Annotated in this window: 16 protein-coding genes and 2 rRNA genes; 6 read left to right on the top strand and 12 right to left on the bottom strand. The window is 38.5% G+C overall.

Going from position 1 to position 13,696, the window contains the following annotated elements:
• The 7 genes from tnpA to IQ10_RS17745 all read right to left on the bottom strand — a co-directional run.
• Positions 1-173, bottom strand: a 173-nt coding sequence (tnpA, locus tag IQ10_RS17715; RefSeq protein WP_144451815.1) for an IS200/IS605 family transposase, incomplete at its 3' end; no start/stop codon positions are given.
• Positions 174-370: 197 nt separating this feature from the next.
• Positions 371-940 carry a YqfB family membrane protein gene (locus IQ10_RS17720; RefSeq protein WP_144451802.1) on the bottom strand — a complete coding sequence of 190 codons (570 nt, stop codon included), beginning with the start codon at positions 938-940 and terminating at the stop codon, positions 371-373.
• A gap of 37 nt (positions 941-977) precedes the next feature.
• Positions 978-1,973: a flotillin-like protein FloA gene (gene floA / locus IQ10_RS17725; RefSeq protein WP_144451803.1), complete on the bottom strand. Its 996-nt coding sequence runs from the start codon at positions 1,971-1,973 to the stop codon at positions 978-980.
• A gap of 4 nt (positions 1,974-1,977) precedes the next feature.
• Positions 1,978-3,336 carry an NfeD family protein gene (locus IQ10_RS17730; protein ID WP_144451804.1) on the bottom strand — a complete coding sequence of 453 codons (1,359 nt, stop codon included), beginning with the start codon at positions 3,334-3,336 and terminating at the stop codon, positions 1,978-1,980.
• A gap of 212 nt (positions 3,337-3,548) precedes the next feature.
• Positions 3,549-3,992: a GatB/YqeY domain-containing protein gene (locus IQ10_RS17735; RefSeq protein WP_144451805.1), complete on the bottom strand. Its 444-nt coding sequence runs from the start codon at positions 3,990-3,992 to the stop codon at positions 3,549-3,551.
• A 21-nt stretch (positions 3,993-4,013) separates the two neighbouring features.
• Positions 4,014-4,187, bottom strand: a complete 174-nt coding sequence (gene rpsU, locus IQ10_RS17740) for a 30S ribosomal protein S21 (RefSeq protein ID WP_144451806.1) — start codon at positions 4,185-4,187, stop codon at positions 4,014-4,016.
• A 138-nt stretch (positions 4,188-4,325) separates the two neighbouring features.
• Positions 4,326-5,957, bottom strand: a complete 1,632-nt coding sequence (locus IQ10_RS17745) for a long-chain-fatty-acid--CoA ligase (protein WP_199757454.1) — start codon at positions 5,955-5,957, stop codon at positions 4,326-4,328.
• 230 nt (positions 5,958-6,187) lie between these two features.
• On the opposite strand from IQ10_RS17745, the gene IQ10_RS17750 reads away from it, so the two are divergent.
• Both IQ10_RS17750 and IQ10_RS17755 read left to right on the top strand, forming a co-directional pair.
• Positions 6,188-7,117: a Na/Pi symporter gene (locus IQ10_RS17750; protein ID WP_144451808.1), complete on the top strand. Its 930-nt coding sequence runs from the start codon at positions 6,188-6,190 to the stop codon at positions 7,115-7,117.
• A gap of 228 nt (positions 7,118-7,345) precedes the next feature.
• On the top strand, positions 7,346-7,753 hold the full coding sequence (locus IQ10_RS17755) for a DUF4395 domain-containing protein (protein ID WP_144451809.1): 408 nt from the start codon (positions 7,346-7,348) through the stop codon (positions 7,751-7,753).
• Between the two features lie 245 nt (positions 7,754-7,998).
• Here the strand turns inward: IQ10_RS17755 and IQ10_RS18105 are convergent, their stop codons facing one another.
• Together IQ10_RS18105 and IQ10_RS17760 are read right to left on the bottom strand one after the other, a co-directional pair.
• Positions 7,999-8,169, bottom strand: coding sequence for a hypothetical protein (locus IQ10_RS18105; protein WP_158640075.1), 171 nt, complete (start codon positions 8,167-8,169; stop codon positions 7,999-8,001).
• A gap of 93 nt (positions 8,170-8,262) precedes the next feature.
• Positions 8,263-9,195: a bile acid:sodium symporter family protein gene (locus IQ10_RS17760; RefSeq protein WP_242009878.1), complete on the bottom strand. Its 933-nt coding sequence runs from the start codon at positions 9,193-9,195 to the stop codon at positions 8,263-8,265.
• Positions 9,196-9,511: 316 nt separating this feature from the next.
• Between IQ10_RS17760 and IQ10_RS17765 the strand changes: the two genes are divergently transcribed.
• From IQ10_RS17765 to IQ10_RS17775, 3 genes are all read left to right on the top strand, one after another.
• The gene (locus IQ10_RS17765; RefSeq protein WP_144451810.1) at positions 9,512-10,372 is read left to right on the top strand and encodes a transporter substrate-binding domain-containing protein; all 861 of its coding nucleotides are present in this window, start codon (positions 9,512-9,514) and stop codon (positions 10,370-10,372) included.
• A gap of 75 nt (positions 10,373-10,447) precedes the next feature.
• Positions 10,448-11,092 (top strand): amino acid ABC transporter permease, encoded by a 645-nt coding sequence (locus IQ10_RS17770; protein WP_144451811.1) that lies wholly within the window; start codon positions 10,448-10,450, stop codon positions 11,090-11,092.
• Positions 11,092-11,814: an amino acid ABC transporter ATP-binding protein gene (locus tag IQ10_RS17775; protein ID WP_144451812.1), complete on the top strand. Its 723-nt coding sequence runs from the start codon at positions 11,092-11,094 to the stop codon at positions 11,812-11,814. Before IQ10_RS17770 ends, IQ10_RS17775 begins: the two co-directional genes overlap by 1 nt.
• Before the next feature lie 26 nt (positions 11,815-11,840).
• On the opposite strand, the gene IQ10_RS17780 is transcribed toward IQ10_RS17775, so the two are convergent.
• Entirely contained in the window at positions 11,841-12,287 is a 447-nt protein-coding gene (locus tag IQ10_RS17780) for a hypothetical protein (RefSeq protein ID WP_144451813.1), read from the bottom strand.
• A gap of 195 nt (positions 12,288-12,482) precedes the next feature.
• Here IQ10_RS17780 and IQ10_RS17785 point away from each other — a divergent pair, with 195 nt between their 5' ends.
• Entirely contained in the window at positions 12,483-13,001 is a 519-nt protein-coding gene (locus IQ10_RS17785) for a DUF3885 domain-containing protein (RefSeq protein ID WP_144451814.1), read from the top strand.
• A 100-nt stretch (positions 13,002-13,101) separates the two neighbouring features.
• Here IQ10_RS17785 and rrf read toward each other — a convergent pair.
• Positions 13,102-13,217, bottom strand: a 5S ribosomal RNA gene (gene rrf, locus IQ10_RS17790).
• A gap of 174 nt (positions 13,218-13,391) precedes the next feature.
• Positions 13,392-13,696, bottom strand: a 23S ribosomal RNA gene (locus IQ10_RS17795); the annotation flags it as partial.

Genomic DNA, 13,696 nt, shown 5'->3' on the forward strand with positions numbered 1-13,696 from the left:
TGATCCGGACAAGCATTGGCTTCATGGATAACGACACCTTTCCGTTCACATAAATCTCTTATAATTTCTCCAATGCTTTTTTTGTATTTTCCATAAATGATTTGTCTTCTGTACTTTGGCGCAAATACTATGTGATACTTACAATTCCATGTTGTGTGTGCTAAACTATTCATGTCCTTCACAGGGCATACCTCCTTCGATGATGAGATGAAGTGGTCGGGAAACCAACTTTATCCTATCATGAAGTGAGGTTTTTTTAATACCACGCTAGAAGCTCTTTTGAACCCCCGGCATAGCCAGGGGTTTTCTAAACCACTAAAAACAATAAAGCCGTACCACAATTGGTACGACTTTAAAAAGGTTTCTTATTTTAACGTTTTCTAGCAAATGTACTATGAGGCTGTCTAGCTCGAGGGCGACCCAGCACCTCTGCCCAAACAACAGCTTTCATCGCCTCTTTATTTGTTAAGCGATTCAATTGTAAATCTAATGACCCTGAAGTGCGACTATGCTCACCATTTGAACGTCCCTCATTTATACGTTCTTGTCTAATTTTCCTAGACGCTTCTTCCTTACGAAGACGAGCCTGTTCATAGCGCTCTTGAAGTTCCTGTTGTTCATCGAGCACGTTATCCATTCCGTTTTCTACGTGAGTAGTAACAGGAGTGGCTTGGCGACTCATTTCGTCTTCACTCTGTGCTGAACCAGCAAATGTCGGTTGACGTGGTCTAGCGGGCTTAGTATCGGCTTCTTCCTGCCTAAAAATTTCACGCCAATCCACTTTCTCTTGTTTTTGTACTGGTCTCTGCTGGCGTTGTGATCGCTTTTGCTCTTCCTGCTGTCCATTCCCAGACATTCGGTTAAACAGGCTTATTAAGCCACCAATAACAATTGCTACAAAGAAAATATTTTGGACAATAAATTCTATTAATACATCCATAGAATGTCACCCTCCTTTCAGTTTTTGGAAGGATTTATTACTTCTGGTTAGATCCATCTCCATCTGTTGCTTTACTAATGGATCCACGCATATCCGTATCAGCCATCACATTTTGGTAATTCATATAATCCATCACACCCATATTTCCTTTGCGCAATGCCTCAGAAAGCGCCATTGGAACTTCTGCTTCAGCTTCAACAACTTTCGCACGCATTTCTTCAACTTTGGCTTTCATTTCTTGTTCTTTCGCTACAGCCATTGCACGACGCTCTTCGGCTTTCGCTTGAGCAATCTTCTTATCTGCTTCCGCTTGGTCTGTTTGAAGCTCTGCACCGATGTTTTTACCAATATCAATGTCAGCAATATCAATTGAAAGAATTTCAAACGCAGTTCCTGCATCTAATCCTTTAGATAAAACAGTTTGTGAAATCATATCCGGGTTCTCTAATACTTTCTTGTGATCTGCAGCTGAACCAATTGTCGATACAATCCCTTCACCAACACGAGCAATTACCGTTTCCTCACCAGCACCCCCGACAAGGCGGTCGATATTTGCACGTACCGTAATACGCGCTTTTGCTTTTACTTCAATCCCGTTCATCGCCACACCAGCAATAAATGGTGTTTCAATAACTTTAGGGTTAACACTCATTTGTACCGCTTCAAGAACATCACGACCAGCTAGGTCAATCGCCGCTGCGCGTTCAAATGTTAACTCAATATTTGCACGTTGCGCCGCAATTAGTGCATTGACAACACGGTCAACATTACCACCTGCAAGATAGTGACCTTCTAATTTTGATGTACTAAGATCAATACCTGCTTTTACCGCTTTAATTAATGGATTTACAACACGAGCTGGGATAACTCGACGAAGGCGCATCCCTACTAATTCAAAAATTCCGATACGAACTCCAGCTGCTAACGCTGAAATCCAAAGCATAACTGGTACAAATGTAAATAGTACCGCAAGCAAAATCAATAACACCGCAAGACCAATTAATAATGTAATATTACCAGCATCTAATGGCATATTTTTATTCCTCCTCTAATTTGTTTTCTTTCACTTCACGTACAACAATACGCGAGCCAGCTGTATAGACAACCTCAATTTTCCTACCCCGTTCAATATATCCCCCCTCAGACACTACGTCAAGGCGGTCTGACTCAAAAACAGCAGAACCAGAAGGTCGAAGAGGGGTAAGTGACTCACCTTGCTTTCCAATAAGCTCTTTTCTTGTTTCATTTGTAATGTAGCCTTTTTCTGAGCTTGTCGAGTCCGTTAATATCATTTTTCTCATAAAACCTCGGTGACCGAAATAGCGGAAAATAAAGATAGCAGCCACAGCCGTTACAACAAGAGCAATCGCAATATACATCAGCATGGAAGCTGTTGAATAAGAGGCTAGCAACATTCCGCCTATAATGGCCCCAACCCCTAGTAAACCGAATATCCCAAAACCAGGGACAAATATCTCTACTAAGATCAGTACAAAACCAATGATAAATAAAATCATTGATTCAAAACCCGCAAAGCCAGCAACCATGTGTCCAAAGAAAAACAATAGCAATGCTGAAATCCCCATAATACCAGGAATTCCAAAGCCAGGAGAATACAGTTCAAGCACAAGCCCTAAACTTCCAATTGATAGTAAAATCGGGATAACAATTGGGTTCGTTACAAACCTAGCAATTTGTTCAGCAAAGCTAACTTCCATGTGACGTTCAATCGCATTTTCTAAGCCAAGGTACTCAAGAAGACCTGCACGATCTGAGACAACTGCTTCAGCATATCCAACTTCAAGCGCTTGATCTGCCGTTAGTGTAAGCAAATCACCACTACCCGCACCAAGTTCTGGTAGATCAATTCGAGCATCAGCCATCGCAAGGGCATATTGCGGATCGCGATCATTTAATTCTGCAGCTGCTTTCATTCTACTTAACCAATATGATTGCATTTTATCTTCTGCCGCATTACCAGACCCGTCAATAACCGCAGCCGACCCCATACTAGCACTGGACACCATCACAATCTCATCGGCATTTAAAGCAATGTAAGCACCAGCAGATATCGCATCTGTATTGACAAAAGCAGTAATCGGTATCGTCGTTTCTTGAATTAACTTTGCGATATCTCCAGCCGCATCGACTGCCCCGCCTGGTGTATTAATCTCTAATATAATGTGATCTGCTCCTTCTTCCATAGCCATTTGAATTGCCCTATCCATAAACGCTGCCAAACCGCGCTCAACCGTTTGTTCTACTGGGATATAATAGACAAGCGGCCCTTCCTCTTGATGTTGGTCGCTATGTACAAGAGTTTGAAATGGTATGAGGATACAAGCGAGTACGATAAAAGCTAATGAAATAGCTAAACGCTGACGTCGAGACCCCATCATTCCCCTCCTTTCACGTTGTCTTACTTTTCTATACGTACTACCTCTACAATAGGTTTCATTTTCTTTTTAAAAATTAGCATTGCAGAAAAATGATTTTCTACCCCTAATGCACTCCCCTTAAATTCTAACATGAAAACGTAAGAAACCTCTACAAAAAGCAAAAAAACGCCCCATCTCTTTTAGCAAGAGATGAGACGTTTGTGTCATAATTATGATAAGTGTTGTTGCACAAGACGATTCACAAGACCACCATCAGCTTTTCCTTTAACCTTTGGCATGATCGCTCCCATGACCTTACCCATGTCTACTTTGGTCGTGGCACCTACTTCAGAAATTGTATCTTGTACAATCTTAGATACTTCTTCTTCGGAAAGCTGTTCTGGCATATAGGCCTCAAGCACAGCGATTTCATCGCGAAGCTTGGAAGCTAAATCTTCACGGTTTGCTTGTTCAAACTCATGGAGGGAATCCTTGCGTTGTTTCAGTTCGCGATTAAGCACCGTAAGGCTATCATCGTCCGTCAACTCACGTCCGAGCTTAATTTGCTCGTTTTGCAACGACGACTTTACCATACGGATGACAGAGAGTTTTACTTTTTCTTTGTTCTTCATCGCATTCTTCATATCTTGATTCAAGCGTTCAAGAAGATTCAATGAAAACACCCTCTCAATTCATTAGAACTTACGTTTTCTTGCTGCTTCAGATTTCAACTTACGTTTAACACTAGGCTTTTCATAGTGCTTACGCTTTTTAACCTCAGCCAACGTTCCTTCTTTAGAGAGTGATCTCTTGAAGCGACGAAGTGCAGCATCAATCGATTCGTTTTTGCGAACACGAGTTTCTGCCATTATATTTCCCTCCCTCCGAAACAACCAACTCAGGACGTACATCCTGTTCGAGTGCACGTCTTATAATATTATAATACAATGAATAATATTGGTCAACTTAAATTGAGGAATTTATTCTTTTAAAAAGATACTTTTCAACTATGGATTAAGACGCTCCAATTCTTGATTACGTAAAGTTCGTTTTAATAATTTCCCTACTGCTGATTTTGGTAATTGATCTCGAATCTCTATTGCTGATGGTACTTTATAAGCTGCTAATCCTTTACGACAAAAGTCGATGATATCCTTCTCGCTAAAATGTGCAGTTTCTTTTTTTGTAATATATGCTTTTACCGTCTCGCCTCGATACTCATCTGGAATACCAATCACAATCACTTCTTGTACACCCTCGTGTTGATAAATTACTTCCTCAATTTCACGCGGATAAATATTATAACCACTTGCTATAATCAAATCTTTCTTGCGATCAACAATATAAAAGTAACCCTCATCGTCCATCCTTGCGAGATCTCCAGTAAATAACCATCCATCTCGCAATGTGTTCCTTGTTTCTTCAGGCTTACGCCAGTAGCCTCTCATCACTTGTGGCCCCTTAATAATAAGTTCTCCTACTTCGCCAACTGCCACTTCTTCTATGCCTTCATCTGTCTCTCTGACTACCTTTGCATCCGTACTGGGCAAGGGTATCCCTATACTTCCAGCCTTTCGCTCACGGAAGGAAGGATTAAAATGCGTGACAGGCGCAGCTTCAGATAAACCGTACCCTTCACAAAGCGGTCTTCCTGTTCCTTTTTCAAATGTTTCAAGAGCTTCAACTGGCAAGGATGAACCGCCACTTATATAATTTTGAATTTGATTTAATCCGTATGTCTCATATTTCCCTACTTGATTGAATCCTACATACATAGTCGGTACACCTGCAAATTGAAATGGCTGCTCGTGTTTTATTATTTCAAGCACATCTGGCATATCAAAACGCGGAATCATAATTTGATTGCCACCATGGCGAATCGTTAACAAATTGCAAACCGTCATACTGAAAATATGAAATAACGGAAGTACATTTATAACTTTAGCATTCACAGGCCTCTCTGGTAATATTTTGAACATAAATTCATACATCTGTTCAATATTTGCAATAAAGTTCAAGTGAGTCAGCATGACACCTTTAGAAATCCCTGTCGTTCCTCCTGTATATTGAAGAACAGCTAAATCTTCTGCTGGATTGATCTCAACAACAGGAACAGATTGCTTCATCGTTTGCAGAAAATCATGATAAAACATATCCTCATTTTCTAGCTCTAGCTTAGAATTACCCTTTAATTCAACGACGATTGCTTTTTTTGTTGGCACATCTTGACGTACCTTTTTAAACAGTGGATAAAGATCGGAAAGAATCACAATATGCGTTGCCTCTGAATCATTTAAAATATCTTTTAGCTCACGATCTACATACATCGGATTTACTTGTACAACAGCTCCACCAACTCGCCATGTTCCGAATAAGGAAAACAAATATTGTGGACAATTTGGCAACATAATAGCAAGACGATCTCCTTTTTGGAACCCTTCCTCTGACAACGCTCCTGCCATTGCTTCACTCATTTGCTTCAATTCATTATATCTCCAAGTATTACGGAAGAATGTGATCGCAGTATGATCACCAAATTGCTCAACAGAGTCATTAAGTAAATCATTTAAAGACCGATTCAAAATCTCTGAATTCTCACTTAAGCGTTCGTCATATAATGAAAGCCATCGTTTCTCCACATTGATCCTCCTCTACATTTTTCGTAAGCGCTTTATTTTGTTCAAATTAAAAAATCTCTCCATTTTTGTTTTACTTAAATATTGAGAGACGTTAAAAACTTTAAAATCCTATATTTGCCTTTAACTATACATTTAATTTTCCAAATATTCAATCTTATTAATCATTTTTACTATTTCAGTCATGCTTGTTCACCTTTATCCATAGATTTATTAAAGAGGTGATAGGAGATATGAAAGAGTTGTTTTCATTACTTGCTGTTTTTATTGCACTATTCTTATTTGGAATGATTGTCATGAGGGCAGGCCTACTTCAAATCGGACAAGATAGATTTCGTCAAATTTTACATCGAGTGACTAACTCTGCTTGGAAAGGGCTTGTTGTCGGAGCGATTGCCACAGCCGTTCTTCAAAGCAGTTCAGCCATTATTGTCATGACAGTTGGACTTGTCTCAACAGGACTTTTGACATTCAGACATTCAATCGGCATTATCTTAGGTGCCAATATCGGAACGACAATGACAACTGAGTTACTCGCCCTTGATCTAAAATCTTTTATTTTGCCTCTCTTAATCATAGGTTTAATTTGTCTTCTTATCCCAACCACCTATACTTATTCAATCGGCTGCCTATCATTTGGGCTGGCCTGTATTTTTATTGCGATGAATGGACTCGAAACACTTGCCTATCCGCTCGCTTCTATTCCAACCGTTCACTCATTTTTTGATTTAACAAACGAACACAAGTTACTCGGAATTGGTATTGGAACGGCAATAACCGCTATTATTCAATCAAGCACAGCAACAATAGCGATCACAATGGGCTTTATAAATGACCATATTCTTAGTCTACCTGCTGGAATTGCGATCATGCTTGGGGCAAATATCGGAACATGCGTGACAGCTTTTCTCGCAAGTATCGGTTCAGGAAAAAGTGCGAAACGTGTTGCCTATGCGAATATCTGGCTAAATATATTTGGTGTACTGCTCTTTCTCCCTCTTATTGGCTCTCTCAGTATTATTACGAGCAAATTAACAGACGTTCCGATGATGCAGCTTGCTCACGCTAGTTTAATTTTTAATCTCGTTTGTTCATTTATTATGCTCCCCCTCGTTACGCCATTTTCTAAATTCATTGAATGGTTACATCCAGAAATACAATAATTCTCTAAATCCTAGAAAAACTCGACAATCGGTAAAGCTTTTAGTAAAAGCTTTAGCCTTTATTCGTTAATTTGGAAATGACATACATCTTCAACTTTCTCATGTAGAAAACAAACAACTACACACTTTACTACTTTAATCATACGTTAAGCTATTAAGTTGCTTTTTTGCTTAGATATTCGTTACAATAAATTTTAAATCATATATTTCTCATCAAGGAGGTTGGATATGGGTATTCCTAAACCGCTTGTCCAAACCAATCAAGCATTTATCATTATCACTGTATTGTTAGCTCTGATCTTTTCAAATTGGCTATTACTCGTGCCTTTCATCGTTGGAGTCATAACCTTAATAACAAAACGCAACATCGTCATTCTGATCGGAAAACAGTTTCTAAAAAAACCTCTTTCTCAATATGTGATGGAAGATCGCGACCAACAGATTTTCAACCAATGGATCGCAACAATTTGTTTAGGGATTTCATTCTTAGGGTTCCAATTAGGGATGACAGCAATTGGTTACGCCTTTAGTATAATGGTCGTTCTTGCAGCATTTTTTGCCTTACTTGGCTTTTGTATCGGATGTACGATTCGTTATCGCTATATCATGTGGAAACATAAACGAAAGATGGCTTAAAGATTTTAAACCTAATGAAAAGTCTGATTCTGGAGTCTCTAATCTTGACCAGAATCAGACTTTTTTGCCCTCACGACGAGGGTACTTGGTGTTGCTCACACGACGTGAGCGGTCTTAGCGACGTTTCCGCTTAAAATAAAAAGCCCCTTCTTTAATTTCCTCTAATTCAACAGCATCACCTATGGGAACGCTGTCCTCATTCGTTCGACCAGTTATTTTTAACCCTTGATCTAAGTGAACAAGAATTACGTAATAAGGAGCTTGATCTCAAAACGCAATGACACGCCAGCCACTGTCTGATATGTACTTCGATTAATGCCAAGCTGTTTTGATAAATTAGTTGCCGATAATGGTGAGTTGCTTAAAGCTTCTATAATCTCAAATGTTTTTTCCAAGCTTTTATTTTTGTAATTCAATGTCTCACCTCTGTTCACATACTAAAAAGTCACTTTCAATATGTAAAATATTACATGTAAGCGCTTATAATTGTCAACGTATTTTAAACATTTTTACTTGCCAGAAAAATAGTTTGCTAAAAATGATCCTACAGAAAGATTGATAACCATATTAATAATTGGTGGAATAACTGCTAATTCTCCGATAAATTCAAACGCTAATATAGCTGCTAGTGCTGTGTTACATAATCCCGCATGAAACAATATTCCTCTAGCATCCTTCTCACCAATTTTCAATCTTCTTGCAATCACATACGCAAGGGCCATCGGTAAAACAACTTGAATGAACGTAGCGATAAATACGATCGGTAGCATTGCTATTTGCGACGTGATCGCTTCCTTTCCACTACCAACAATCGTATGAATAATAAGTAACAGAGCCATCGATGATCCAAATTTCGTAATCGATAGCGAATGCGTCACGACTTTTGGAATCGTTTTTTGAACAAGCACCCCTAAGCTAATTGGAAGAATGACAATCATAAAAAAGGATTGCAATAATTTTAAAAAAGAAATTGAGATCTCGTTAGAAAAACCAAGCATAGCTAGTGGTGTAACGACTGGACTAATCGCAATATCTAGCAAAGAAGCGGCGATCACTAATGATGTATTCCCTCCTGCTAAAAAAGTATACAAAGTAGCCGCAGTCGCGCTAGGCACTGTTCCAGATAAAATGAGACCAGCTGCAAGCTCAGTATGTTCACTGAACAAAGCAAATGCTAATCCTAATGAAATCAACACCGTCAATGTCCACTTTAATAGTGTAGCTAAAACAAGCTCTTTTTGCTTTATACGAATGTCTTTAATCGCTTCAACGTTCATTGATAGTCCAGTAAAAAAAATCACCACACCAAGCAACAAGCTTGGTAGCCATGATTCTACTTTTAAATAAATAGGTGAAAGATAAGTAAATACCGCGGCACAAATAATAAAAATAGACAATCGTTTCGAAATAAATTCATTTAATGTGTTGATGGTTTTAGTCATGTAGCTCCCTCTCTTATGGAAATGTAGTTAACCGAAACTCTTCTTAAAGTCTACAACAAATCAGGAAAAATTCTACAATTTATTTTTAAGCCAACTACCCAAAAGAATGAATAGTAGATTTTAAAGATATTCACAATCTACATTCGAATCAACTCCCTTTGCAGCAGGCATTAGAATAATCATTTATCCAAATTTTCATGTCAGATAATTTCTAATAATATATAATATTACGAAATAACTAATAATTTATGGTATAATAAAAATTGTTGGATCTTATTGACAAAATAGGATCTGAATATAAAAAGGGGGAATAAAAATGAAAAAAGGGTTATTTTATCTATTCCTTACTCTCATGTTATCAGTACTTGTCGCATGTGGGAGTAGTGATGTAGGAACTGACGAGCCAGCAGAAGAAACTCCTGCAGAAGAAGCTCCTGATGGGGAAGAAATGGATGGAGAAGCTGAAGGTGAGACAGATGCTACATCAGATGATCAAGATACATACCTCGTGGCCACCGATAACAACTACATTCCATTTGAATTCCTTGATAATGAAACGGGTGAGCTTGTCGGCTTTGACATTGATTTGATGCAAGCAATTGCTGATGAAGCAGGGTTCAATGTCGAATTTGAACAAATGGAATTCGCAGGAATTATTGCAGCAATCGCTTCAGAGCGTTTTGACATGGCTATTGCTGGAATGACAATCACAGAAGAAAGAGCAGAATCGATCGATTTTTCAGAGCCTTACTATGATGCTGGTCTAATTCTAGCTGTTCGTGCAGACAATGAAGAAATTCAGTCGATTGATGATGTAGACGGTAAAGTTGTTGCTACACGTTCTGGATCAACTAGTGAAGACTACTTAAATAGTAATACTGAAGCTACTGTAGAGGCTTTCCCTGAAATTACCGAAGCGTATCAGAACTTATTATCTGGTCGTGCAGATGCTGCATTGTATGATGTTCCAAATGTTCTTTACTATGCAGATACGGAAACTGGTGGAGAAATTACCCCGGTTGGGGACTTATTAACTGGTGAGCAATACGGAATCGCATTCCCAAAAGGATCTGAATTAAAAGCACAAGTTGATGAAGCGCTTGCTACTTTAATGGAAAATGGTACGTATGGCGATATTTATGAAGAATGGTTTGGCGAGCGTCCAGAAGGAATGTAGTTCTCAATTAAGGCGTGACAAGTCTGTTCTTGTCACGCTTTTTTACTATAAAAGAATAGAAGTAGAGGTGAAGAAATGAGTAACCATTTTATCGATGTCATTCCATATTTAATCGAAGGTATAAAATTAACCCTTCTTATCACATTTGTCGGGGTTGCGATAGGATTTGTGTTAGGAGCAATTACGGGTTTAGGTAGATTATCTAAGAATAAATTGATTTACGGGATAGCCACTGTCTATGTTGAAATTATTCGAGGAACGCCAATCCTTGTGCAAATTTTATTTATCTATTTTGGGTTATCTGACCTAATGGGTATTAATTTAGATAAAATAACAGCTTCCATCATTGCCATTGCCCTTAACGCAGGTGCTTATATCGCAGAGATTGTTCGTGGTGGTGTCCAATCGATTGATAAAGGTCAAAGAGAAGCGGGTAGGTCTTTAGGATTAACTCCTTCCCAAACAATGCGTTATATTATTTGGCCACAAGCACTAAAACGCATGATCCCCGCACTTGGGAATCAATTTATTATTAGTTTAAAAGATACTTCCCTTTTCTCTGTTATCGCTGTTGGAGAAGTCTTGTATCAAGGGAGACAATATGCTAGTACAACATTTACATATTTCGAGCCTTTTTTCATGATTGCCGTTATGTATTTAATTATTACGATTCCAGCGATGTTAATACTACGCTATATTGAACGGAGGTTAGATGTTTAGTGATTACAGTAAATGAACTTCATAAATCTTTTGGTGAAACGAAAGTGTTAAATGGTATTACTACTCAAATAAATGAAAAAGAAGTTGTTTGTGTTATCGGTCCATCTGGTTCTGGTAAAAGTACTTTTTTAAGGTGTTTAAATTTACTTGAAGATGTAACATCGGGCCAAATTATAGTAGATGGAAGTGACTTAACAGACCCAAAAGTGAACATAAATGATGTAAGATCACGTGTAGGAATGGTGTTTCAACATTTTAATCTCTTCCCTCACATGACCGTTCTAGATAATATTACGTTAGGCCCTATCAAAGTAAAGAAATTCTCAAAGGTAGAAGCAGAAAAAATAGCTTACCAATTACTTGAGAAAGTTGGATTAGCAGATAAGGCTAACGTATATCCTGACAGTCTTTCTGGAGGACAAAAGCAGCGCGTCGCTATCGCAAGAGCCTTAGCTATGAATCCAAAAGTGATGTTGTTTGATGAACCGACATCTGCTTTAGATCCTGAATTAGTTGGAGAAGTACTTGAGGTCATGAAAGAATTGGCTCAAGAAGGGATGACAATGGTCGTTGTCACACACGAAATGGGCTTTGCGAAAGAAATGGGAGATAGAGTTTTTTTTATTGATGAAGGTGTATTTATGGAGGAAGGAACACCTGAACAAATATTTGATCATCCCCAACACCCTCGTACACAATCATTTTTGAGTAAGATATTGTAAGCAATTTTTTTAAAAACGTAAGAGGTTTAGTAAAGTACCGAGTGTTTATACCTCGGTACTTTCATTTTTTTAGTAATAACTGGTGAACTAACTTCACTAGCAGTATCTTTTGTAGCAACAGCAATGACATTTAATAAAGCAGCAACCATGATCATTCTTTTTATCATTATCGTATGAATGGTTAAAATTCTTTTTATGACAATCACATTCATGATCCTTCTTATCATCCCAATCATCATTATAATGTTTTTTCTTATCATCATCATAATGTTTCTTCTTAAAGCAGTCACAATAATGATCATGTTCATCATTCCAATTCCAACTGTGATGCTTCTTCTCAAAGCAGTCACAGTCAAAACACTTCTTCTTGTTACAGTGACAATCATCCTTTTTACGTTTCTTTTCACATTTACAGCAATCACAACAATGCCAATTCTTACCCTTCTTATTTTTTTTGCCCATGCATCCTTCACCCTTTCTCTTTTGTTAATACAGTCTATTAGAGTGAGAGGAAGCCTGTATAAGCGTATGAACTAAAACAAATGAAGTCGTTTTAACTAATTAGTTTACCCAGATAAACTTTGAGCAAACTTTTATATAATATTTTGTTACAAGTGACTGGATTTCAGTTCAATGTGTTAATTCAGCATGTATGGCTCTAGCTCAATATTGTCCAAACCCGCTCAATTTTCAATGAATTTTTTGAACAAAATGATGACTTATTCCTTGTAACGAATTTGTATAAACATAAAACTGAAAAACGTAAAAGAAGACTGAAGGTATATCAACCGTTTCTTAAGTGTGAAAATTATTTACATCGAATTCAGGTGAAGTCTTCTCCTTACCCATTCGAGTTAGACGAAGCAGAAGAATACGAGATGCAACAATTTTCCTTATTGTGTAAACGAGAAGATTTACGTGTAAATGAATTACTTAAAGCAGCCTGCAATGAAGACTTTCCATTAAAGCTAAGATTTTTGAAGTACTCCATCGCTTACCCAGATGTTTTCTTTGTGAACATCACAAAAGATATTATTTTCTTTATCTATGATGACAGTGGGTGTGAAGTCATAGCCCTTGAAGCAGATCGAATACGCGCACTTTACGAAAAATACTACGATTGGATAGAGGAAGTGGATAGAAAAAGGATTGAAGAAGGGTTAAGAGAAAGAGGTTTGTCAAAATGAAGACGTTTACGTTTAAGTTCTCATTTAATTAGCTCTTGAAATGAATAGATAGTTGTTTATAACCAATAAAAAGCACAACCCTATTGGATTGTGCTTTATCGCCCGGCAACGTCCTACTCTCACAGGGGGAAGCCCCCAACTACCATCGGCGCTGAAGAGCTTAACGACCGTGTTCGGCATGGGAACGGGTGTGGCCTCTTCGCTATCGCCACCAGACTTTTGAACATGAGATAAAGATTCTCTTTGTTCAACTATGTTGAAAGAATGGATTCTCTCAAAACTAGATAATGCCTACACGACGTAGGTACTTGGCGTTGTTCACAGGACGTGAACGCACTTAGCGAAGCCACCTTTCATCGTGATGCAAGAAACAACGTATCAAGAATGTTTTTGGATAAGTCCTCGACCGATTAGTATCTGTCAGCTCCACGTGTCGCCACGCTTCCACACCAGACCTATCAACCTCATCATCTCTAAGGGGTCTTACTGGATTAACTCCATGGGAAATCTCATCTTGAGGGGGGCTTCATGCTTAGATGCTTTCAGCACTTATCCCGTCCACACGTAGCTACCCAGCGATGCTCCTGGCGGAACAACTGGTACACCAGCGGTGTGTCCATCCCGGTCCTCTCGTACTAAGGACAGCTCCTCTCAAATTTCCTACGCCCGCGACGGATAGGGACCGAACTGTCTCA

Source organism: Halalkalibacter nanhaiisediminis (assembly GCF_007830185.1).
Classification (GTDB): Bacteria; Bacillota; Bacilli; order Bacillales; family Bacillaceae_D; genus Halalkalibacter; species Halalkalibacter nanhaiisediminis.

What these genes read in the sequence shown, in the direction of transcription:
- floA (WP_144451803.1), bottom strand. Translation starts at nt 1,973, where the DNA reads ATGCCATTAGATGCTGGTAATATTACATTATTAATTGGTCTTGCGGTG.
- IQ10_RS17760 (WP_242009878.1), bottom strand. Translation starts at nt 9,195, where the DNA reads ATGACTAAAACCATCAACACATTAAATGAATTTATTTCGAAACGATTG.
- IQ10_RS17720 (WP_144451802.1), bottom strand. Translation starts at nt 940, where the DNA reads ATGGATGTATTAATAGAATTTATTGTCCAAAATATTTTCTTTGTAGCA.
- rpsU (WP_144451806.1), bottom strand. Translation starts at nt 4,187, where the DNA reads ATGGCAGAAACTCGTGTTCGCAAAAACGAATCGATTGATGCTGCACTT.
- IQ10_RS17765 (WP_144451810.1), top strand. Translation starts at nt 9,512, where the DNA reads ATGAAAAAAGGGTTATTTTATCTATTCCTTACTCTCATGTTATCAGTA.
- IQ10_RS17750 (WP_144451808.1), top strand. Translation starts at nt 6,188, where the DNA reads ATGAAAGAGTTGTTTTCATTACTTGCTGTTTTTATTGCACTATTCTTA.
- IQ10_RS17770 (WP_144451811.1), top strand. Translation starts at nt 10,448, where the DNA reads ATGAGTAACCATTTTATCGATGTCATTCCATATTTAATCGAAGGTATA.
- IQ10_RS17730 (WP_144451804.1), bottom strand. Translation starts at nt 3,336, where the DNA reads ATGGGGTCTCGACGTCAGCGTTTAGCTATTTCATTAGCTTTTATCGTA.
- IQ10_RS17755 (WP_144451809.1), top strand. Translation starts at nt 7,346, where the DNA reads ATGGGTATTCCTAAACCGCTTGTCCAAACCAATCAAGCATTTATCATT.